Origin of the sequence: Streptomyces sp. SAI-135 (assembly GCF_029893805.1) — a bacterium.
Lineage (GTDB): Bacteria > Actinomycetota > Actinomycetes > Streptomycetales > Streptomycetaceae > Streptomyces.
The window spans coordinates 7494535-7515023 of sequence record NZ_JARXYP010000002.1 but is presented as its reverse complement, the minus strand read 5'-3'; the positions used below and the strand labels follow the sequence as shown (position 1 = coordinate 7515023).

The 20489-nt window shown below is 71.6% G+C and carries 16 protein-coding genes and 1 tRNA gene; 5 read left to right on the top strand and 12 right to left on the bottom strand.

Annotated elements, in window-relative coordinates; genetic code table 11:
* Positions 1-3 precede the first annotated feature (3 nt).
* Both M2163_RS38330 and M2163_RS38325 read right to left on the bottom strand, forming a co-directional pair.
* On the bottom strand, positions 4-1488 hold the full coding sequence (locus M2163_RS38330; protein ID WP_280897379.1) for an ABC transporter substrate-binding protein: 1485 nt from the start codon (positions 1486-1488) through the stop codon (positions 4-6).
* A 5-nt stretch (positions 1489-1493) separates the two neighbouring features.
* On the bottom strand, positions 1494-2030 hold the full coding sequence (locus tag M2163_RS38325; RefSeq protein WP_280848324.1) for a GNAT family N-acetyltransferase: 537 nt from the start codon (positions 2028-2030) through the stop codon (positions 1494-1496).
* Between the two features lie 117 nt (positions 2031-2147).
* On the opposite strand from M2163_RS38325, the gene M2163_RS38320 reads away from it, so the two are divergent.
* Together M2163_RS38320 and M2163_RS38315 are read left to right on the top strand one after the other, a co-directional pair.
* Positions 2148-3104 (top strand): ATP-binding protein, encoded by a 957-nt coding sequence (locus tag M2163_RS38320; protein WP_280848325.1) that lies wholly within the window; start codon positions 2148-2150, stop codon positions 3102-3104.
* A gap of 36 nt (positions 3105-3140) precedes the next feature.
* A complete protein-coding gene (locus tag M2163_RS38315; protein WP_280848326.1) occupies positions 3141-3533 on the top strand; it encodes an SCO5389 family protein in 393 nt (130 codons plus the stop codon).
* A 118-nt stretch (positions 3534-3651) separates the two neighbouring features.
* Here the strand turns inward: M2163_RS38315 and fusA are convergent, their stop codons facing one another.
* From fusA to M2163_RS38300, 3 genes are all read right to left on the bottom strand, one after another.
* Entirely contained in the window at positions 3652-5688 is a 2037-nt protein-coding gene (gene fusA, locus M2163_RS38310; protein WP_280896289.1) for an elongation factor G, read from the bottom strand.
* A gap of 301 nt (positions 5689-5989) precedes the next feature.
* Positions 5990-7102, bottom strand: a complete 1113-nt coding sequence (locus tag M2163_RS38305) for a serine hydrolase domain-containing protein (RefSeq protein WP_280848328.1) — start codon at positions 7100-7102, stop codon at positions 5990-5992.
* Between the two features lie 107 nt (positions 7103-7209).
* Positions 7210-7297, bottom strand: a tRNA-Leu gene (locus M2163_RS38300).
* A 160-nt stretch (positions 7298-7457) separates the two neighbouring features.
* Between M2163_RS38300 and M2163_RS38295 the strand changes: the two genes are divergently transcribed.
* Entirely contained in the window at positions 7458-7886 is a 429-nt protein-coding gene (locus M2163_RS38295) for a PAS domain S-box protein (protein WP_280896288.1), read from the top strand.
* A 66-nt stretch (positions 7887-7952) separates the two neighbouring features.
* On the opposite strand, the gene frc is transcribed toward M2163_RS38295, so the two are convergent.
* Both frc and oxc read right to left on the bottom strand, forming a co-directional pair.
* A complete protein-coding gene (gene frc / locus M2163_RS38290; RefSeq protein ID WP_280848330.1) occupies positions 7953-9209 on the bottom strand; it encodes a formyl-CoA transferase in 1257 nt (418 codons plus the stop codon).
* Between the two features lie 74 nt (positions 9210-9283).
* Positions 9284-11032, bottom strand: a complete 1749-nt coding sequence (oxc, locus tag M2163_RS38285; RefSeq protein WP_280848331.1) for an oxalyl-CoA decarboxylase — start codon at positions 11030-11032, stop codon at positions 9284-9286.
* A 253-nt stretch (positions 11033-11285) separates the two neighbouring features.
* On the opposite strand from oxc, the gene M2163_RS38280 reads away from it, so the two are divergent.
* On the top strand, positions 11286-12869 hold the full coding sequence (locus tag M2163_RS38280; protein WP_280848332.1) for a FadD7 family fatty acid--CoA ligase: 1584 nt from the start codon (positions 11286-11288) through the stop codon (positions 12867-12869).
* Positions 12870-13387: 518 nt separating this feature from the next.
* On the opposite strand, the gene M2163_RS38275 is transcribed toward M2163_RS38280, so the two are convergent.
* The 5 genes from M2163_RS38275 to M2163_RS38255 all read right to left on the bottom strand — a co-directional run bounded on the left by M2163_RS38275 (position 13388) and on the right by M2163_RS38255 (position 19521).
* On the bottom strand, positions 13388-14320 hold the full coding sequence (locus M2163_RS38275; protein WP_280848333.1) for a LysR family transcriptional regulator: 933 nt from the start codon (positions 14318-14320) through the stop codon (positions 13388-13390).
* Between the two features lie 84 nt (positions 14321-14404).
* Positions 14405-14587 (bottom strand): formate dehydrogenase subunit delta, encoded by a 183-nt coding sequence (locus M2163_RS38270; protein WP_280848334.1) that lies wholly within the window; start codon positions 14585-14587, stop codon positions 14405-14407.
* A 31-nt stretch (positions 14588-14618) separates the two neighbouring features.
* Entirely contained in the window at positions 14619-17435 is a 2817-nt protein-coding gene (fdhF, locus tag M2163_RS38265; protein WP_280848335.1) for a formate dehydrogenase subunit alpha, read from the bottom strand.
* A complete protein-coding gene (locus M2163_RS38260) occupies positions 17432-19045 on the bottom strand; it encodes an NADH-quinone oxidoreductase subunit NuoF (protein ID WP_280896287.1) in 1614 nt (537 codons plus the stop codon). The genes fdhF and M2163_RS38260 overlap by 4 nt, the downstream gene beginning before the upstream one ends.
* A complete protein-coding gene (locus M2163_RS38255; RefSeq protein WP_280896286.1) occupies positions 19042-19521 on the bottom strand; it encodes an NAD(P)H-dependent oxidoreductase subunit E in 480 nt (159 codons plus the stop codon). Before M2163_RS38255 ends, M2163_RS38260 begins: the two co-directional genes overlap by 4 nt.
* Before the next feature lie 277 nt (positions 19522-19798).
* Here M2163_RS38255 and M2163_RS38250 point away from each other — a divergent pair, with 277 nt between their 5' ends.
* Positions 19799-20488, top strand: a complete 690-nt coding sequence (locus M2163_RS38250) for a GntR family transcriptional regulator (protein WP_280848338.1) — start codon at positions 19799-19801, stop codon at positions 20486-20488.
* Position 20489 lies beyond the last annotated feature (1 nt).

Genomic DNA, 20489 nt, shown 5'->3' with positions numbered 1-20489 from the left:
GGGTCAGCGTCGCGTTCCGGGGCCGAGGAGGGTCCGTTCGTACGGGTCGAGGAGCACGCCCCTGACGTCGGTGGCGACACCGGTGATGATCCTCTGGTGGGCCAGCGGGATCACCGCGTCGGTGCCGAGGACGGCGGCCTCGGCACGCAGGGCCGCGTCCTGCCGCTCGCCGGTGCCGGCCACGGCGCCTGCCTCGGCGACCGCTCGGTCGACCGTGCGGTCGCACAGCCGGGCCAGGTTGTAACTGCCGTCGCAGGTGTAGTCGCCGGCGAGGACGCCGACGGGGTCGCCGGTGTCGACGAGGCTGTTGCGGGCGCCGAGGAACGCGTCGAACTTCCCCGCGAGCACGTCGCTTTCGAGTCGTGTGTACGCACGCACCACCAGGGTGACCTCGAACCCGGCTTTCTGGAGCTGTTGTTGGAGGACCTGGGCGACCTCGGGGAGTTCGGGCCGGTTGTCGTAGGTGGCGAGGGTGACGGAGGTGCCGTGCGGATCGGCGGCGGCGGCGCGTCCGGTGGGCCGTGTCCGCTTGCCCTCGGCCCAGGTCACGGCCGGTCCGTAGAGGCCGTCGCCGGGATCGGCGTACCCCTCGAAGACGCCCTGGACGACGGCGGAGGTGTCGACGGCCTCGCGGGCCGCGGCGCGCAGCCCCGGGTCCTTGAAAGGTCCGGACGCGGTGTTGAGCTGGAGGCCGGTGGTGCGGGTGGTGGCGGTCTCCCGCAGGGTGGCCTCATCGAGGGTGGCGGCCTGGGCGACGGGGATCGCCTCGGCGATGTCGACCTGGCCGGTGCGCAGGGCGTTGGCGCGGGCGGTGCCGTCGGCGATGAAGCGGGCGTCGACGCCGGGGGCGTGGGCGCGGCCGCCCCAGTAGTCGTCGAAGCGGTCGAGGGTGGCGGAGGCGGAGCCGGTGACCCGGGTCAGCTCGAAGGGGCCGGAGGCGGTGCCGACCGGGTCGACGCGGCCGTCCGCGCCGTAGGCCTTCGCGGCGAACACGGCGAGGCTCGGGCTGGAGAGCCGGAGCGGCAGGACGGGGTCGGGGGTCCTGGTGGTGATGCGTACGGCGTCGCCCGCCGCCTTCGCCGTCAGGGTGACGCCCGTCAGGGCGGCCGGGGCGGGCCTGGCCTCGCCGGCGTGGGTGAGGGCGGCGGCGACCGCGGCCGGGGTCACCTCGGAGCCGTCCTGGAAGGTGGCCTCGCGCACCGTGAACAGCCAGGTGCGGTCGTTCTCGCGGCGCCAGGACGCGGCGAGCGCGGGAGTGGCGGCGCCGTTGGCGTCGAGGGCCGTCAGCCCTTCGGTGACGCCGAGGCGGCTGAGGAGGGTGGCGTCGTCGCCGTACGGCGAGAGGCTCTCGGCGGGCGGGAAGGCGAGGGCGACGCGGAGGCGGGACCCGCCACCGGCGTCTCCGCCGGGGTCGCCGCCCTGGGAGGCGAAGCAGGCGGTGAGCAGCGGGGCGAGCAGGAGGGAGCCGAGGGTGTGACGGCGGCGCATCGCGGTCACCGCCCCATCGGTATCTCGAAGTGAACGACGTTGCTCGCGCCGCCCGTGGTCTCGCGCTCGTCGTGCACGACCTTGCCGATCGAGCGCCAGAAGGGTTCGGCGCCCGGGACCGCCGGGTCGGTGTGCAGATACACCGAGCGGTAGCCGCCGTCGGCGGCCGCGAAGGCGAGCAGTTCGCCGACCAGGCGGCGGGCGAGGCCGCGCCTGCGGTGCTCGGGGCGTACGTAGATCCGGCGCAGCTGGGCCGTGCTGCCGCAGGGGTAGCGCTCGGCCAGCTCGCGCGGGTTCGGCGGGTGGGCGGGGCCGCGCGAGTCGAGGGCGCCGGTGGCCACGACGGCCTGGTCCGCGGGGTCGAGGGCGACGAGGAGGGTGTGGCGGGCCGGGGCGAGATAGGCGGCGGCCGGATCGATGATGTCGGCGTGCCAGCGCGGCACGTACCCGGTTCTGAAGTCGCGGTAGACGGTGTCGAGCATCACGGCTCGCGCACCTTCGAGGTCGTCCGGGCCGGCTGCCCTGATGCTGTAGTCACGCACTTGCACATCATATGCATTAAGCCTCGGACCTTGATCGCGGGGGCGACTTGACAGTGATCCACGGCACGCCATAGAACCTACCGACATGACATCCATTTTCAAAAAGATGGAGCGGTAGTGCGCATCGCCTTCGTCGGGAAGGGCGGCAGCGGCAAGACCACCCTGTCCGCGCTCTTCTCCCGCCACCTGGCCCGTTCCGGCGCACCGGTGCTGGCCGTGGACGGCGACATCAACCAGCACCTCGCCGAGGCACTGGGCCACGAGGGGGACGACCTGGACGCCCCCGCGCTGGGTGCGCACGTGCCCGCCATCAAGGACTTCCTGCGGGGCAGCAACCCGCGCATCGCCTCCCCCGAGGCGATGATCAAGACCACGCCGCCGGGCCGGGGTTCACGTCTGCTGCGCCTGCTGGGCGACGACGAACTGCACGCCAGACACGTCCGCCGGGTGGGGGACGTCCCGCTGATGGTGACGGGCGAGTTCGACGAGAGCGACCTCGGCGTGGCCTGCTACCACTCCAAGCTGGGCGGGGTGGAGTTGTACCTCAACCACCTGGTGGACGGCCCCGGCGAGTACGTCGTCGTCGACATGACCGCGGGCGCCGACGCGTTCGCCTCGGGCCTGTTCACCCGCTTCGACCTGACCTTCCTGGTGGCCGAACCCACCCGCAAGGGCGTCTCGGTCTACCGCCAGTACCGGGACCACGCCCGGGAGTTCGGGATCCGCATCGCCGTGATCGGCAACAAGGTGACCGGCGAGGACGACCTGCTCTTCCTCAAGGAGCACGTGGGCGACGACCTGCTGACCCATCTGGTCCACTCCCCCTGGGTGCGCGCCGCCGAACAGGGCCGCGCCGAGGGCGGCCTGGACGCGCTGGAGCCCCACAACCGGCACGCCCTGTCGCTCCTGCGCGAGACGGTCGACGCCCATCCCCGCGACTGGCCCGCCCTCCACCGCCACGCGGTCGAGTTCCACCTGCGCAACGCCCGCTCCTGGGCGAACGAGGCGACCGGCCTCGATCTGACCTCCCAGGTGGACCCGGACTTCGTACCGGGCCCCGCCTCCCTCGCCTGACCCTCCGCCTCCCCTGACAGACAGGAACCGCAGCACATGTCCCTCGACGTATCCCCGAAGCTCCTCGCCGAAGCCGAACAGGGCGACATCCGCGAGGAGGACTTCGTGGCCACGGTCCGCACGTCCCTCCCCTACGCCTACGACCTGATCGCCTCCCTGGCCGGTGAACTGAAGGTCGGCGCCGCCGAGTTCTCCGACAACCAGACCCCTCCCCCGTCGGAGAAGGAGCGCGGCCAGCTGCTGCGCGCCCTCGCCAGCGACGCCATCCGGGGCAGCCTGGAGCGCCACTTCGGCGTGGCCCTCGCCTTCCAGAACTGCCACCGGGTGGCGGCCTTCCGCCCGGAGTCGGTGGACGGTGAGACGTACGCGCGCTTCACGTCGGTGCGGTCGCAGGTGCTCAACCAGTCGCCGGAGTTCAGGGACTGCTGAGCGGACCCTCGTGCGCAGGGCGAGGGGCCGGGCGGTGCGACCGCCCGGCCCCTCTTCCTCGTACCCGGGACTTCCGTCCCGGACGTCACGTCACCGTGCCGGCATCAGCGTGCCGACGTCATGGTGCCGACGTCACCGCCGGGGCCGGCGCGTATCCCGTCGGCCGGGCCGTGAAGGTTCCGCGGCCCTGGGTCCGGCTGCGCAACCGCGTGGCGTAGCCGAAGAGTTCGGCCAGCGGCACGGTCGCCGTGACCGCGACCGAGCCGCCCCGCACGGCCGAGCCCGAGACCCGGCCACGGCGCGCGGCGAGATCGCCGAGCACCGCGCCGACGGCGTCCTCCGGCACGGTGACCGTGACCTCGGCGACCGGTTCCAGGAGGACCATCGCGCAGGCGCGCAGCGCCTGACGGAGGCCGAACCGGCCCGCGGTGCGGAAGGCCGTGTCCGAGGAGTCCTTCACATGGGTCGCCCCGTCGGTGAGCGTGACGCGCAGCCCCGTCACCGGGTGCCCGCCGAGCGGCCCTTCGGCCAGGGCGTCCCGGCAGCCGGCCTCGACCGCGCGGACGTACTCCTGCGGCACGCGCCCGCCCACGACCGTGGAGCGGAACTCGAAGCCCGCCTCCGCCGGTTCGACGTCGAGCACGACATGGGCGAACTGCCCCGCCCCGCCGTCCTGTTTGACGTGCCGGAAGACGAGACCGGACACCCCGCGCCCGACCGTCTCCCGGTGGCTGACTCCCGGCCTGCCGAGGGTGAGGGCCAGGCCGTGCTCACGCCGCACCTTCTCCACCGCCACCTCCAGATGCAGTTCTCCCATGCCGGACAGCAGGGTCTGACCGGTCTCGGCGTCCGTGCGGACCACGAGCGAGGGGTCCTCCTCGGCGAGCCGGGCCAGCGCGGACGCCAACCGGTCGGTGTCGACGGACCGTTGGGGCTCGACCGCCACGGACACCACCGGTTCGGCCACGCTCGGCGGTTCGAGCACGAGCGGGGCGTCCGGCGCGCACAATGTCGAGCCGGCACGGGCCGACCTCAGCCCGACGACGGCGACGATGTCGCCGGCGACCGCCCGGTCCAGCGGGGCGTGCCGGTCGGCCTGCACCCGCAGGATCCGTCCGACGCGCTCGCCGCGGCGCGCGCCCGCGTCCCACACGGTGGCTCCCTTCTCGATCGTGCCCGAGTACACGCGCAGGTAGGTCAGCCGTCCCGTCGGGCCGGCGTTCACCTTGAACGCCAGCGCCGCGAAGGGCGCCGCCGGGTCGCAGGGCCGTTCCTCGCCGTGCTCCCCGCGGACGGCGGGCACGTCGAGCGGTGACGGCAGATACGCCACGACGGCGTCCAGCAACGGTTCGACACCCCGGTTGCGGTAGGCCGAGCCGCACAGGACGACCACGCCGTCGCCGCTGCGGGTGAGGTCCCGCAGGGCGGCGGTGAGGGTGCCGTCGGAGAGGGTCTCCCGGTCGCAGAACTCCTCCAGGGCCGCCGGGTGCCGTTCGGCGACGGCCTCCTCGAGTGTGCGGCGGCGCCCGAGCGCCTCCTCACGCAGGTCGTCCGGCACCGGCCCTTCCGCGGCCGTGCCACCGTCCGTCCAGGTCAGCGCCCGCATCCGGACCAGGTCGACGACGCCGCTGAAGTCGTCCTCGCTGCCGATGGGCAACTGCACGACCAGCGGGGCCGGATGCAGCCGCCGCCGGATCGACTCGACCGCCGCGTCGAGGTCGGCGCCCGCGCGGTCCAGCTTGTTGACGAACGCGATCCTGGGCACACCGTGCCGGTCCGCCTGCCGCCACACCGACTCGCTCTGCGGCTCCACGCCCGCCACCGCGTCGAACACCGCGACCGCTCCGTCGAGCACCCGGAGCGAGCGCTCCACCTCGTCGGCGAAGTCGACGTGCCCCGGGGTGTCGATCAGGTTGAGCCGGTGTCCGTCCCACGCACAGCTCACGGCCGCGGCGAAGATGGTGATCCCGCGGTCCCGCTCCTGCGGGTCGAAGTCGGTGACGGTGGTGCCGTCGTGGACCTCGCCGCGCTTGTGCGTGGTGCCGGTGGCGAACAGGATCCGCTCGGTGACGGTGGTCTTGCCGGCGTCGACGTGGGCGAGGATGCCGAGATTGCGGACGACGGCGAGCGGGTTGGTGTGGGTGGTGGTGCGCACGGCCCATGGCCTTTCGGACGGTGTGGGTGACAGGGCGGCGCGATGACCCGTACGACGACATGACGGCACGTCACATGGGCGTGCCACGGCGGTGTTCGACCGTTCAGACAGTCGTCACGGGCATCCGGTGCCGGCCGCGCAGCGGGCACCGGAAGGCCGGGGACACGAGGATCACGTCGTACGACGGCCGGGGTACGGCGACAGCTGTGCGCTCGCACATGGCCGTACTCCCCTCACTCGTCTCCCCTGGTCATGGCGAGTGTAGGGAGCCGGTCACGGCGGCGCACCGGGTTTTTTGCGCTCAGCCGCGCAGCCCCTGGAGGCCGTCGTAGGCGGACATGACGAGGTCCAACCCCCGGGTGTCCTCGGCGGGTTCGCGCATCTGGTTGGTCGCGTACGCGACCACCATGCGCGCGTCGGGGTCGATCATGACGAGGGATCCGCCCCAGCCGCCCCAGCCGAGCATCGTGCCGAACAGGCCGTAGCCGAGGCCGTAGCTCTGCGTCATGCCGATCACGCGGTCCTCGCCGCTGAACTGCTCCTCCCGGGCACGGGCGGCGCCCGCCTCGGACAGCAGCCGTACGCCCCGGACGGTCCCTGCGCAGGCGAGCGCGGACTGCACGAGGGCCACGGAACGGGCGTTGCCGAAGCCGCTCGCCGCGGGGATCTGCCCGCGCCGCCAGGCCTCGGAGTTGGCGTCCCGCACGCGGAACGCCGTCCCGGAGGAGGGGGTCGCGTCGGGGCCCGGGTCGGCGGCGCCGGCGGTGTAGTCCTCGTCGCGGCCGGGCGGCGGGAGCGTGCGGGCGACCCGGTGGTCGTGCTCGGCGGCGAGTCCGATGTGGAAGTCGGCGCCGAGGGGGCCCGTCACCTCCCGGGCCAGGAACTCGCCCACGGTGAGGCCGGTGACGCGGCGTACGACCTCGCCGACCAGGAAGCCCTGGGTGAGCGAGTGGTAGCCGGCCGCGGTGCCGGGCTCCCAGAGCGGCGCCTGGGCGGCGAGGCGGGCGGTGACGGCCGGCCAGTCGTAGATCTCCTCGACGGGGCCCTCCCAGTGGGGCAGGCCCGCGGTGTGCGAGAGCACGTGCCGGACCAGCACCTTCTCCTTGCCGGCGGCGGCGAACTCCGGCCAGTACCGGGCGACCGGGGCGTCCGGGTCGAGGTCGCCGCGGTCCGCGAGGATCAGCGCGCACAGTGCCGTCATCGTCTTGGTCGTGGAGAACACGTTGGTGATCGTGTCCCGCTCCCACGGCACCGTCCGGCCGGCGTCGGCGAACCCGCCCCAGACGTCCACCACCGCCTCACCGCCCACGAGGACGGCCACGGACCCGCCCACGTCCCCGGCGTCCAGCAGGGCTGCCAGGCCGTTGGGTACCGCGGAGAACAGTTCGTCGTAGGTGCCCTGGATGTCGGCCATGCCGGGTATTGAGCCCTGCCGGGCGGGCCGAGTCAACCGAATTAGGGCATCCGGTGGGCCGTAACTGGGCCGTAACGCGAAAGACCCCACAGGAAGTGGGGTCTCACTGGTGTCCGAGGGGGGACTTGAACCCCCACGCCCGATAAAGGGCACTAGCACCTCAAGCTAGCGCGTCTGCCATTCCGCCACCCGGACCAGGTGTCTGTCGCCTTGACCGGGGTGTTCCCCGCGGCGACACGCACAACAATACCAAGCTTTCGGAGTGCCTTTCACCTGCGTTTCCGTCCGGTCGGGGGCTGTGACGACAGTATTCTGTATACTGTTTGCCATCCAACGGCCCCGGCTCGGAGGCGACATGGAAGATCTGGAATCCGCGGTGGTGCTGGGCATGGCAGGCCAGGCACCGGACGGCATAGTGATCATCGACGGCGAAGGGCTGATCCGCTACTGGAACCGGGGGGCGGAGCGCATCTTCGGGTTCCCGGCGGCCGAGGTGGCGGGCCGGAGCCTGGACGTCATCATTCCCGAGAGGCACCGCAAGCGGCACCAGGAAGGCTTCGACGCGGCCATGGCACGGGGGTCCAGCAAGTACGGGGACGCGGATCTGCTGAACGTTCCCGCGCTGGCGGCGGACGGCCGGAAACTGTCCATCGAGTTCAGCGTGGTGCTGCTGTCGGGCCCCGACGGCAGCCCCTACTGCGGGGCGGTCGTCCGGGACGTCACCGCGCGCCGCGAGCGGGAACGGGAGCTGATGCGGCGCCGGGCCGAGACCACGGCGGTCTGAGCCCGCCGGACGGTAGGGGAAGCGGCCGTGACCTGCGGGTCACGGCCGCTTCGCGTGCGTGCCGCGTCAGACGATGACGCCGCTCTCCTTGAGCCGGCCGATCGTCTCCTCGTCGTAGCCCAGCTCCACCAGGACCTCGGAGCTGTGCTCACCCAGCAGCGGGGCGCCGACGATCTCCGGCTTGAAGGAGGAGAACTTCACCGGGCTGCCGACGGTCAGGTAGGTGCCGCGGCCCTTCTGCTCGACCTCGACGACCGTGCCGCTGTTGCGCAGGTCCTCGTCGTAGGCGATCTCCTTCATGCTCATCACCGGGGCGCAGGGCACCTCCCACTCGCGCAGGATGTCCACCGCCTCGTACTTCGTCTTGTCCGCGAGCCACTTCTCGATCTCCTCGAAGATCTCGAAGATGTGCGACTGGCGGGCGCGCGCGGTGGCGTACTCCGGGTCCTCGGCCCACTCGGGGTGGCCGATCACCTCGGCGGTGCGCTTCCAGTTCTGCTCCTGGACGGTGAAGTAGATGTACGCGTTCGGGTCGGTCTCCCACCCCTTGCACTTGAGGACCCAGCCGGGCTGGCCGCCGCCGCCCGCGTTGCCGCCGCGCGGCACCACGTCGGTGAACTCGCCGTTCGGGTACTGCGGGTACTCCTCCAGGTAGCCGACCCGCTCCAGGCGCTGCTGGTCGCGCAGCTTGACCCGGCAGAGGTTGAGGACGGCGTCCTGCATGGAGACGGAGACCTTCTGGCCCCGGCCGGTCTTGCCGCGGTCGATGATCGCGGTGAGGATGCCGATCGCCAGGTGCATCCCGGTGTTGGTGTCGCCGATGGCGGCGCCGGAGATGGTGGGCGGGCCGTCCCAGAACCCGGTGGTGGAGGCGGCGCCGCCCGCGCACTGGGCGACGTTCTCGTAGACCTTGAGGTCGTTCCACGACGACTGGTCGTTGAAGCCCTTGACCGAGCCGAAGATCAGGCGCGGGTTGAGCTCCTGGATGCGCTCCCAGGTGAAGCCCATGCGGTCCAGGGCGCCCGGCGCGAAGTTCTCCACCAGGACGTCGGCGTCCTTGATGAGCTTCTCCAGGACCTCCTTGCCCTCGGCGGTCTTGGTGTTGATGGCGAGGGAGCGCTTGTTGCTGTTGAGCATCGTGAAGTAGAGCGCGTCCAGGTCCTCGATGTCCCGGAGCTGACGGCGGGTCACATCGCCGCCGTTGGGGCGCTCCACCTTCAGGACGTCGGCGCCGAACCAGGCGAGCATCTGCGTGCAGGCGGGACCGGCCTGGACCCCGGTGAAGTCGATCACCTTGATTCCGGCGAGCGGCTTTTCACTCATGTGTGCTTCCTTTTCGTGAAGTTGCGCGGTCGAGGAGGGCCCAGGGGGCTGGGCGGTCTGGGCGGTCTGGACGGTCACTTCGTGGCCGGCGTGATGTTGCCGACGGTGATGCCCTTGGGGTTGAGGTGCGAGATGTGGCCGCTCTCGGTGCCGGCCGAGGGATCGATCACACAGTCGATGAGTGCCGGGCCGCCGGAGGCGAGGGCCTCGGTGAGGGCGGCGGTGACCTCGGCGGGCGTGGTGGCCCGGTAGCCCTTGCCGCCGAACGCCTCGATGAGCAGGTCGTGGCGGGCCGCCGACATGAGGGTGGTGGGCGAGGGGGCGTCGTCGTACGGGTTGGTGTCGTCGCCGCGGTAGACCCCGCCGTTGTTCATGATCACGGTGACGACGGGCAGCTTGTAGCGGCAGATCGTCTCGATCTCGATGCCGCTGAACCCGAAGGCGCTGTCGCCCTCGACGGCCACGACCGGGGCGCCGCTCTCGACGGCGGCGGCGATGGCGTAGCCCATGCCGATGCCCATCACGCCCCAGGTGCCGCTGTCGAGACGGTGGCGCGGTACGTGCATGTCGATGACGTTGCGCGCGATGTCCAGGGCGTTGGCGCCCTCGTTGACGATGTACGTCTCCGGGTGCTCGCGCACGACGTCGCGTACGGCCTTCAGGGCGCCCATGAACTGCATGGGGTGCGGGTCGGCCGCCAGCCGCTCGGCCATCTTGGAGACGTTCTGCGCCGAGCGCGCCCCGAGCTCCTCGCGCCAGGCCGAAGGGGCCGTGATCCGGCCGGGCTTGGTGCGCTCGGCGAGCACGTCGAGCACCGATTCGATGTCGCCGACGAGCGGCGCGGAGATGGGCTGGTTGCTGTCCATCTCCTTGGGGTCGATGTCGATCTGTATGAACTTCGCGTCGGGGTTCCAGCCGGACTGGCCGTGGCCGAGGAGCCAGTTGAGGCGGGCGCCGATCAGCATCACGACGTCGGCCTTCTTCAGCGCCAGCGAACGGGCGGTGGCGGCCGACTGCGGGTGGTCGTCGGGCAGCAGGCCCTTCGCCATCGACATCGGTACGTAGGGGATGCCGGTCGACTCGACGAACTGCCGTACCTTGTCGTCCGCCTGGGCGTACGCGGCGCCCTTGCCCAGCACGATCAGCGGGCGCTCGGCGCAGGCCAGCAGTTCGATCGCCCGGTCCACGGCCTCCGGCGCCGGGAGCTGGCGCGGGGCAGGGTCGACCAGCCGGCTCAGCGTCCGCTCGCCCTCCGCCTTGGGCATGATGGCGCCGAGCACCGCGGCGGGGATGTCGAGATAGACACCGCCGGGGCGCCCGGAGATCGCGGTGCGCAGGGCGCGGGCGATGCCGCGGCCGATGTCCTCCACCCGGCTCACCCGGTAGGCGGCCTTCACGAAGGGCTGCGCGGCGGCGAGTTGGTCCATCTCCTCGTAGTCGCCCTGCTTGAGGTCGACGAGATGGCGCTCGCTGGAGCCGGAGATCTGGACCATGGGGAAGCAGTTGGTGGTCGCGTTGGCGAGGGCGACCAGGCCGTTGAGGAAGCCCGGGGCGGAGACCGTGAGGGCCACGCCGGGCTTCTTGTTGAGGTAGCCGGCGATGGCGGCCGCGTGTCCGGCGTTGCTCTCGTGCCGGAAGCCGATGTAGCGGATGCCCTGCGCCTGGGCGAGCCGGGCCAGGTCGGTGATCGGGATGCCGACCACCCCGTAGATGGTGTCGACGTCGTTCATCCTGAGCGCGTCGACGACCAGGTGGTACCCGTCGGTGAGCTCGGTCGGAACGTCGGCTGCTGCCGCGGTCTCCAGGGTCGAGGGAGCGGTCATGGTCCGAGGTCCTCCTTGGGCAGGTCCTGCCGGAGCGGCTACTTCTCTCACCATCGGCAGCGCGCTCGTCCGCGTCCAAGACCCATCGGCGACCAGCCGATAAACGGCGTCTATCGAGGGCTGGTCAGGGGCCTGGGAACGGCCTTGATAGACGGTCGCTATCGGCCGTTCGCCAGCGGGTATTGGACGTGCTCCGGGTGGCACCGCACGCTCGCAGAGGATGTTCGTCGAAGCGGTGCGAGGGGGTGGGGTCATGGCTGTTCCGGCCGCGGCATCCGTGCGTGACGCGAACCGGTACCGGCCGCCGGAGGTCACGGGCCTCGTCGACCTCCTCGACCGGCAGGTGCGTGAACGCCCGTACGCCCGGGCCCTGGTGGTCACCGGTGAACGGCTGCCGCTGTCGTACCGGACGCTCGCGGCCCTGGCCGAGGACGTGGCCGCCCGGCTCCGCGGGGCGGGGCTCCGGCGCGGGGACGCGGTCGGGCTGATCTGTGCCAACACGGCCGAGTTCGTAGTCGGGTTGCTCGGTGCGGCGCGGGCCGGGGTGGTCGCGGCGCCGCTCGATCCGGCGCTGCCCCCGCAGCAACTCTCCGCCAGGCTGACGGCGTTGGGAGCCCGGTCCGTGCTCCTCGGTCCGTCGGTGTCCGACGGCATGACGCTTCCGGTGCCCGCGTGGCCACTGCGCGTGGACGTCTCGCGGGCGGGGACGGCCGTGGTGGTGCTGGAACCCGGGATGTGCGCAGAGACGCAAGTCCGTTCCGCCGCTGGGGAGTTGTCGGAGCGTGACGCCGTCGTCCTGTTCACCGCCGGCACCACCGACCGGGCGAAGATGGTCCCGCTGACCCACGCCAACGTGGCCGCCTCCGTGCGGAACATCTGCGCCACCTACGAGTTGGTGCCCGATGACGCGACCGTCGCGGTGATGCCGTTCTTCCACGGCCACGGACTGTTCGCGGCGCTGCTGTCCTCCCTGGCGAGCGGGGGATGTGTGCTGCTGCCCGAGCGGGGGCGGTTTGCGGCGGGCACGTTCTGGGACGACATGCGGGCCGTGGGCGCCACGTGGTTCACGGCGGTGCCGGCCATCCACGAGATCCTGCTGGACCGGTCGGAACGGGAGTCTCCCGGGCCGCAGGCAACGGCGCTGAAGTTCGTACGGAGTTGCAGCGCACCCCTCAACACCGCGACGCAGCGGGCGCTGGAGCGCACGTTCGGCGCGCCGCTGCTGTCCGCCTACGGGATGACCGAGTCCTCGCACCAGGCCACCAGCGAACCGCTGCCGCAGCGGGGAGCGCTCCGGCAGGGGTCGGTGGGGCGGCCGACCGGCGTCGCGGTACGGGTCGTGGACCGCGGCGGACGTTCCTGCCCGGCGGGGGTGGAGGGCGAGGTGTGGGTGCAGGGGCCGACGGTCGCCCGGGGTTATCTGGCCGACGGGGACGAGTCGGCGCGGACCTTCGTCGACGGGTGGCTGCGTACGGGGGATCTGGGGGCGCTGGACGAGGACGGGTATCTGTCACTGACCGGACGGATCAAGAACCTCATCAACCGGGGCGGGGAGAAGATCTCGCCCGAACATGTCGAGGACATCCTCGCCGGGTGCCCGGGGGTCGCGGAGGCGGCCGTGTTCGCGGTGCCGGACACGGTGTACGGGCAGCGGATCGGTGCCGCCGTGGTGCTCCGCGAGGGCGACCCCGTCGGCCGTGAGGAGATCCTCCGCTACTGCCACGACCACCTGGCCGCCTTCGAGGTACCGGACCGTCTCGAACTGGTCCCCGCGCTGCCGTACACAGCGAAGGGGGGCCTGGATCGGAAGGCGGTACAGGCACGGTACGCGTCCTGACGGGGGTGACGGGAGCGGCGCCGGGCCCGCGGCTCGGTGGCGGGGTGGGGCGCGGTGGTCGGCGGGGGGGGTGTCCGGGGCAGTGGTGGGGGGCGGGACGGTTGCCGCGCCGGGTGTCGGGGGCGGGCCGATCGCCACGACAGGTGCCGGAGCACAGGCCGATCGCCACGACAGGTGCCGGAGCACAGGCCGGTCACCACGACAGGTGCCGGAGCACAGGCCGGTTGACGCGTCGGGGCTGACCCGCGAGCGGCCGGGCCGCCGACGAAAGGTGTTCGGCTGCGGGCCGGTGTGGCGTCGGCGCACACCCCGCATCAACCCGCACCCCTCACCGGGACAAGCCCGCCACCCCGCCGCCGTCCCGGCCAAGAGCGAGCCAGACCGACCCGGGACCGGCGGCAGGCTCCGTACGCACCGGCCTCGTCCCCCGGGCGGCCGGCCCGGACATCGCATCACGGCAGACCCGGCACCCTCCCGGCCGACAGTGAGCAAGGACTGGCCCGGGTCCGTCGGCGGGCTCAGCGGACTCGGTGGTCGGGGGGTAGCGGGCGGGCGAAGAAGTCGTCGAGGGACAGGCCCGTCGCCGCGTTGACGAAGGCGCGGGCGGCGACCGAGCCGGGCATCGCCGCGTGGATGGCCACCGAGACCTGGGCGCCGGCCTCGGGTTCGACGAGGGGCAGCGCTCGGGTGCGGCCGACCACCGGCATCGCGCGCAGCCAGGTGTGCGGCACGATGCTCGCCCAGCCACCGCCGCCCACGTGCGCGTAGAGGGAGGCGATGGAGTCCGTCTCGACCTGCGGGGTGACCACGTATCCCTTCTCCGCGAACACGGTGTCGACGATCTGCCTGATCCGCATGTCCGGTGTCAGCAGCGCGAGCGGCAGCTGGGCCGCGTCCGCCCAGGACACCGTGGCGGACTGGGCCACGAGCTGGTCGTCGGAGACCAGGAGCATGTACCTCTCCTGGTAGAGGGGGACGACCTGGAGGCCCTCCTGGTCGTCCGGGTCGAAGTGGGCGATGGCCACGTCGAGTTCGTAGTCCCGGAGCTGGCGGTGGAGTTCCTTGGTGGACAGCCGTGAGCGGACCTGGACCTTGGCCAGCGGGTGCGCCGCGCAGAAGGCGGCCACCGGCAACGCCAGTGTGGTGGAGGCCGTGGGGTCCGTGCCGAGCCGGAGCGTGCCGGTGATGCCGGACTGCACGGCGGCCACCTCGGCCTTGAAGGCGTCCTGTTCGGCGAGGATCCGCTTGGCCCAGACGACGAGCCGCTCGCCCTCGGGGGTGAGTCCCTGGTAGTTGTGGCCGCGGTTGATCAGCGTGACGTTCAGCTCGCGCTCCAGCTTGGCGATGGCCGCCGAGAGCGCGGGCTGGGAGACGTAGCAGGACTCCGCCGCCCGGGCGAAGTGCCGTTCCCTCGCCACCGCCACGAAGTATTCGAGCTGCCGGAACAGCATGAGCGGCTCCTCCCTGCCCCCTGGGATCCTGGGCTCCATACTGTATGCAGTGTGGGGTGATGTACAGGGAGGAGACGGCACAGGTCAGTGCAGGAGTTTCACCGCGGCCACCACCAGGGGGTCGAGGCCGTCCGCTCCGGCCTCGGCGAACTCGTGGAGGCGCGCACGCATGCGGGGGTCCCAGAACCTGCCGATGTGCCCCGCGATCGCCTCCGCGGCCTCCTCCCCCGGCAGATGGCCGAGGTTCCTGGCGATGTCGTTGGCCATCCTGCATTCCGCCGGCCCGGTCGCGGTCATCTCAGTCCACCACCGTCACGAGGTCGTTCCCGGTGGCCGCGGCCTCGCTCGACCGGTCCGGGCGGGCGAGCGCCACCTGTACGGCCGTCACCTTGTACTCGGGGCAGTTGGTCGCCCAGTCGGAGTTCTCGGTGGTCACCACGTTGGCGCCGGTGACGGGATGGTGGAACGTGGTGTACACGACCCCGGCCGGCATCCGGTCGGAGATCTCCGCGCGCAGGGTGGTCCGCCCGACGCGGCTGGCCAGAGTGACCATGTCCCCGTCGTTGATGCCGCGGACCTCGGCGTCGTGCGGGTGCAGCTCCAGCACGTCCTCGGGATGCCAGGCGACATTGCCGGTACGGCGGGTCTGCGCGCCGACGTTGTACTGGCTGAGGATGCGGCCCGTGGTCAGGACCAGCGGGAAGCGCCGGGTGCTGCGCTCGGTGGTCGGCACGTAGGAGGTGACGACGAACCTGCCCTTGCCGCGCACGAATTCGTCCACGTGCATGATGGGCGTGCCCTCGGGCGCCTCCTCGTTGCACGGCCACTGGACGCTGCCGAGCTTGTCGAGGAGCGCGAAGGACACCCCGGTGAACGTCGGCGTGACCGAGGCGATCTCGTCCATGATCTGGCCGGGATGGTCGTACGACATCTCGTAGCCCATGGCGGTGGCGATCTCGCTGACGATCTGCCACTCGTGCTTGCCCGTCTTCGGCTTCATCACCGAGCGCACCCGGTTGATGCGGCGTTCGGCGTTGGTGAAGGTGCCGTCCTTCTCCAGGAAGGACGCGCCGGGCAGGAAGACGTGCGCGTACTTGGCCGTCTCGTTGAGGAACAGGTCCTGCACGACGACGAGTTCCATCGCTTCGAGGGCGGCGGTGACGTGTTTCAGGTTGGGGTCGGACTGGGCGATGTCCTCTCCGTGCACGAACAGGCCGCGGAAGGTGCCGTCGATGGCCGCGTCGAACATGTTGGGGATGCGAAGTCCCGGTTCGGCAAGCAGGGTTCCGCCCCACAGGTTCTCGAAGACGGTGCGGACCGCGTCGTCGGAGACGTGCCGGTAGCCGGGGAGTTCGTGCGGGAAGGAGCCCATGTCGCAGGAGCCCTGGACGTTGTTCTGGCCGCGCAGGGGGTTCACGCCGACGCCGTCGCGGCCGATGTTGCCGCACGCCATCGCGAGGTTGGCCATTCCCATGACCATGGTGGAGCCCTGGCTGTGCTCGGTGACGCCGAGGCCGTAGTAGATGGCGCCGTTGGGCGCCTCCGCGTACAGCCGTGCGGCGGCGCGGAGTTCGGCGGCGGGGACGCCGGTGATCTCCTCGACGGCCTCCGGGCTGTTCTCCGGGCGGGCGATGAACTCGGCCCACTCGTCGAAGCCTTCGCAGCGCTGGTCCACGAAGGACCGGTCGACGAGGTCCTCGGTGACGACCACGTGGGCCATGGCGTTGACGACGGCCACGTTGGTGCTGGGCCGCAGCTGGAGGTGGTGCCGGGCCTCGATGTGCGGGGAGCGCACGAGGTCGATGCGGCGCGGGTCGACCACGATCAACTGGGCGCCCTCGCGCAGCCGTCGCTTCATCCGGGAGGCGAACACCGGGTGTCCGTCGGTGGGGTTGGCGCCGATCACCATGATGACGTCGGCCTCGGCGACGGAACGGAAGTCCTGGGTGCCGGCTGACTCGCCGAAGGTCTGCTTGAGGCCGTATCCCGTCGGGGAGTGGCAGACGCGGGCGCAGGTGTCGACGTTGTTGTTGCCGAAGGCCGCGCGGACCATCTTCTGTACGACGTAGACCTCTTCGTTGGTGCACCGCGAAGAGGTGATCGCGCCGACCGCGCCGGCCCCGTGGCGGTTCTGGATCTCGCGCATCCGCCGGGCCACCGTGCCGATCGCCTCGTCCCACTCGACCTCGCGCCAGGGGTCGGTGATCCGCTCGCGGACCATGGGCCTGAGCTGCCGGTCGGGGTGGGTGGCGTAGCCGAAGGCGAAGCGGCCCTTGACGCAGGAGTGGCCCTCGTTGGCGCCGCCGTCCTTGTACGGGACCATGCGCACGAGTTCGTCGCCGCGCAGTTCGGCCTTGAAGGAGCAGCCGACCCCGCAGTAGGCGCAGGTGGTGACGACGGACCTGGTGGGCATGCCGAGTTCGACGACCGAGCGTTCCTGGAGCGTGGAGGTCGGGCAGGCCTGGACGCAGGCTCCGCAGGAGACGCACTCGGAGTCCATGAAGGACTCCCCCGCGCCCGCCGCGACCTTGGAGTCGAAGCCGCGGCCCTCGATGGTGAGGGCGAAGGTGCCCTGGACCTCGCCGCAGGCGCGGACGCAGCGGGAGCAGGCGATGCACTTGGACGGATCGAAGTCGAAGTAGGGGTTGGAGGTGTCCTTCGCGGCGTCGAGGTGGTTCTCGCCCTCGTAGCCGTAGCGGACCTGCCTCAGGCCCACCACCCCTGCCATGTCCTGGAGTTCGCAGTCGCCGTTGGCCGGGCAGGTGAGGCAGTCCAGGGGGTGGTCGGAGATGTAGAGCTCCATGACGCCCTGGCGGAGCTTCTCCACCTTGGGGGTCTGGGTGCTGACCTTCATGCCGTCGGCGCACGGGGTGGTGCAGGAGGCCGGGGTGCCGCGGCGGCCGTCGATCTCGACCACGCACAGGCGGCAGGAGCCGAAGGCCTCCAGGCTGTCGGTGGCGCACAACTTCGGTATGTCGACGCCCGCCTGGGCCGCCGCACGCATCACCGAGGTGCCTTCGGGGACGGTCACCGGCAGGCCGTCCACCTCCACGCTCACCGTCGCCGGGCCGGGCCGCTCGGGGGTTCCGAAGTCGGGTTCCTTGAGGAGTGTCATGCCGTGCCCTCCGTCTTCGGGCCAGTCGCCCGTACGGGCTGGATGTCCAGGAGTCGACGGCCGCCGAGGAAGTCGTCGGGGAAGTGGGTGAGGGCGCTGCGCACGGGCAGCGGGGTGAGACCGCCCATCGCGCACAGCGAGCCCTCGGTCATCAGGTCGCAGAGGTCTTCGAGCAGGGCGAGGTTCTCGTCCCGGTGGGTGCCGGCGACGATTCTGTCGATCACCTCGACGCCGCGCACCGCGCCGACCCGGCACGGGGTGCACTTGCCGCAGGACTCCTCGGCGCAGAACTCCATCGCGAAGCGGGCCTGGGCGGCCATGTCCACGCTGTCGTCGAACACGACCACGCCACCGTGGCCTACCATCGCTCCGGCGGCCGCGAACGCCTCGTAGTCCATGGGGAGATCGAACATCGACTCCGGCAGGTAGGCCCCGAGGGGGCCGCCGACCTGTGCGGTGCGCACCGGGCGTCCGGAGTGCGTTCCGCCGCCGTAGTCCTCGACGAGTTCGCGCAGGGTGATACCGAAGGCGGTCTCGACGATGCCGCCGCGGGCGATGTTGCCGCCGAGCTGGAACACCTGGGTGCCGCGGGAGCGTTCGACGCCGAGGCGCTCGTAGGCCTGGGCGCCCTCGGCCAGGACGACGGGCACGGTGGCGAGGGTGAGGACGTTGTTCACCACGGTCGGTCTGCCGAACAGGCCCTCGACGGCGGGGATCGGCGGTTTCGCGCGGACCGTGCCGCGCTTGCCCTCCAGGCTCTCCAGCATGGAGGTCTCCTCGCCGCAGATGTACGCGCCGGCGCCGACGCGGACGTGCAGGTCGAAGTGGAGGCCGGAGCCGAGGATGTTCCGGCCGAGCCAGCCGTGCTCACGCGCGATGCCGATCGCCCGGCGCATCGTGGCCACCGCGTCCGGGTACTCCGAGCGGATGTAGAGGTAGCCCTCGCTCGCGCCGACCGCGTGGGCGGCGATGGTCATGCCCTCGATGAGCATGAAGGGGTCGCCCTCCATGACCATGCGGTCGGCGAAGGTCCCGCTGTCGCCCTCGTCCGCGTTGCAGCAGACGAACTTCAGCTCGTCGGCGCACTCCAGCACGGTCTTCCACTTGATGCCGGCCGGGAATCCGGCGCCACCGCGGCCGCGCAGTCCGGACGCGGTGACCTCGGCGACCACGTCCGCGGGGGCGAGCTCCAGGGCGGCGCGCAGTCCGGCGAGGCCGCCGTGCGCCTCGTAGTCCTCGGCGGACAGCGGGTCGGTCACGCCGACCCGGGCGAAGGTGACGCGGTTCTGGCGCGCCAGCCAGGGCAGTTCGTCGACGACGCCGAGCCGCAGTGGATGGTCCGCGCCGTCGAGCATCCCGGCGGCGAGGAGCGAGTCGACGTCCTCGGGGGCCACCGGGCCGTAGCCGACGCGCCCCTCGGGGGTCACCACCTCGACCAGGGGCTCCAGCCACAGCATGCCGCGTGATCCGTTGCGTACGACGTCCAGGGCGAAGTCGCCGCGGGCGGCCGCTTGTTGCAGGGCCTGGGCGACCTCGTCGGCGCCGACGGACCTGGCCGCGGAGTCGCGGGGGACGTAGACGGTGGCCGTGGAGTGGGCGGGGTTGTTCATGAGGAGACCGTCCCGTTGAGGATCGAGCCCAGCCGGGCCGGGCCGACTCGTCCGTAGAGCCGTCCGTTCGCCTCGACGGAGGGCCCGAGTGCGCAGTTGCCGAGGCAGAAGACCTGCTCGACGGTGACCGAGCCGTCCGCCGCGGTCTCCCCCAGGGGCAGTCCGGACTCGCGCGCGTAGCTCACCAGCCGGTCGGCGCCCAGCGCCTGGCAGGCCTCGGCGCGGCAGATGCGCACGGTGGTGCGGCCGGCGGGCTCGCGGCGGAAGTCGTGGTAGAAGGTCACGACCCCGTGGACGTCCGCCCGGGAGAGGTTGAGCTCCTCCGCGAGCACCGGCACGGCCTCCTGCGGCACATGGCCCAACTCGGCCTGGACGGCGTGCAGTACGGGCAGCAGCGCTCCGCGCTCGCCGCGATGGCGGGCCACCACCCCCCGGACCACGCTCTCGACCGTCACGTCATTCCCGCTGGTCGTCATGATCGCTTCGCCTTCCGTCACGCGGGTCCCCGGCGAGGGATGCAGGAGACTCGGACAATACTCCATACAGACTTCTGTATACACAACCCTGCCGCAGCGGGGAGGGGAGGCCGTGAACGACGGTGGCACGTGCGTCGACCAGGGCCGAACGGGCTCCGTGACTCGCGGGGTTGCATACCAAAACCTGTATGCTGGCGCGGCCGTCGGCGACCCTCCGCACGGCCCTCCACCTGGCAGAGCCGCCACCCGGCGACACCGGCGGCAGAACGGGACAACCATGCGCGAGGCACTCACGGCCGCAGCGTCCCGGCGCGTCACCCGCCCGGCACCGCTGCGCCAGGCCGTGTACGACGCCCTGACCGAGCTGATCATCAACGGTTCCCTCAAGCCCGGCCAGCATCTGGTCGAGGCGGAACTCGCCGAACACCTCGGCGTCAGCCGACAGCCGGTCCGTGAGGCCCTCCAGCGGCTGCAGACCGCCGGCTGGGTGGATCTGCGACCCGCCCAGGGCGCCTTCGTCCACTCCCCCACCGAGGAGGAGGCCGCCCAACTCCTCGGCGTCCGGGCCGTCCTGGAGACCTATTCGGCCCAGCTCGCCGCGCAGAACGCCAAGCCCGAGGACATCACGCGTCTCGACGAGCTCCAGCTGGAGGGCATCGCCGCTCTCGCCGACGGCGACGTGGAGCGGCTGGTCTCCGCCAACACCGCGCTGCACGACTTCATCACCACCGTCGCCGACAACGCCGTGCTGGCCGAACTCATCGCCCAGGTGGGCCAGAAGGTCCGCTGGTACTACACGCCGATCGCCAGGCCACGCGGCAAGGAGGCGTGGAACGAGCACACCCAGCTCATCAGGGCCATCGCCAAGGGCGACGCGGAGCAGGCGGGCGAGGTCATGCGCAGGCACACCGAGCGCACGACCGAGTTCTACCGCAGGCAGATCGCGGCCAGGTCGAGCCAGGACTGAC

Bases quoted from the DNA above. Each gene is read 5' to 3' on its own strand.
- M2163_RS38330 (WP_280897379.1), bottom strand. From the start codon at position 1,488: ATGCGCCGCCGTCACACCCTCGGCTCCCTCCTGCTCGCCCCGCTGCTC.
- M2163_RS38315 (WP_280848326.1), top strand. From the start codon at position 3,141: ATGTCCCTCGACGTATCCCCGAAGCTCCTCGCCGAAGCCGAACAGGGC.
- M2163_RS38305 (WP_280848328.1), bottom strand. From the start codon at position 7,102: ATGGCCGACATCCAGGGCACCTACGACGAACTGTTCTCCGCGGTACCC.
- M2163_RS38295 (WP_280896288.1), top strand. From the start codon at position 7,458: ATGGAAGATCTGGAATCCGCGGTGGTGCTGGGCATGGCAGGCCAGGCA.
- frc (WP_280848330.1), bottom strand. From the start codon at position 9,209: ATGAGTGAAAAGCCGCTCGCCGGAATCAAGGTGATCGACTTCACCGGG.
- oxc (WP_280848331.1), bottom strand. From the start codon at position 11,032: ATGACCGCTCCCTCGACCCTGGAGACCGCGGCAGCAGCCGACGTTCCG.
- M2163_RS38280 (WP_280848332.1), top strand. From the start codon at position 11,286: ATGGCTGTTCCGGCCGCGGCATCCGTGCGTGACGCGAACCGGTACCGG.
- M2163_RS38275 (WP_280848333.1), bottom strand. From the start codon at position 14,320: ATGCTGTTCCGGCAGCTCGAATACTTCGTGGCGGTGGCGAGGGAACGG.
- M2163_RS38270 (WP_280848334.1), bottom strand. From the start codon at position 14,587: ATGGCCAACGACATCGCCAGGAACCTCGGCCATCTGCCGGGGGAGGAG.
- fdhF (WP_280848335.1), bottom strand. From the start codon at position 17,435: ATGACACTCCTCAAGGAACCCGACTTCGGAACCCCCGAGCGGCCCGGC.
- M2163_RS38260 (WP_280896287.1), bottom strand. From the start codon at position 19,045: ATGAACAACCCCGCCCACTCCACGGCCACCGTCTACGTCCCCCGCGAC.
- M2163_RS38255 (WP_280896286.1), bottom strand. From the start codon at position 19,521: ATGACGACCAGCGGGAATGACGTGACGGTCGAGAGCGTGGTCCGGGGG.
- M2163_RS38250 (WP_280848338.1), top strand. From the start codon at position 19,799: ATGCGCGAGGCACTCACGGCCGCAGCGTCCCGGCGCGTCACCCGCCCG.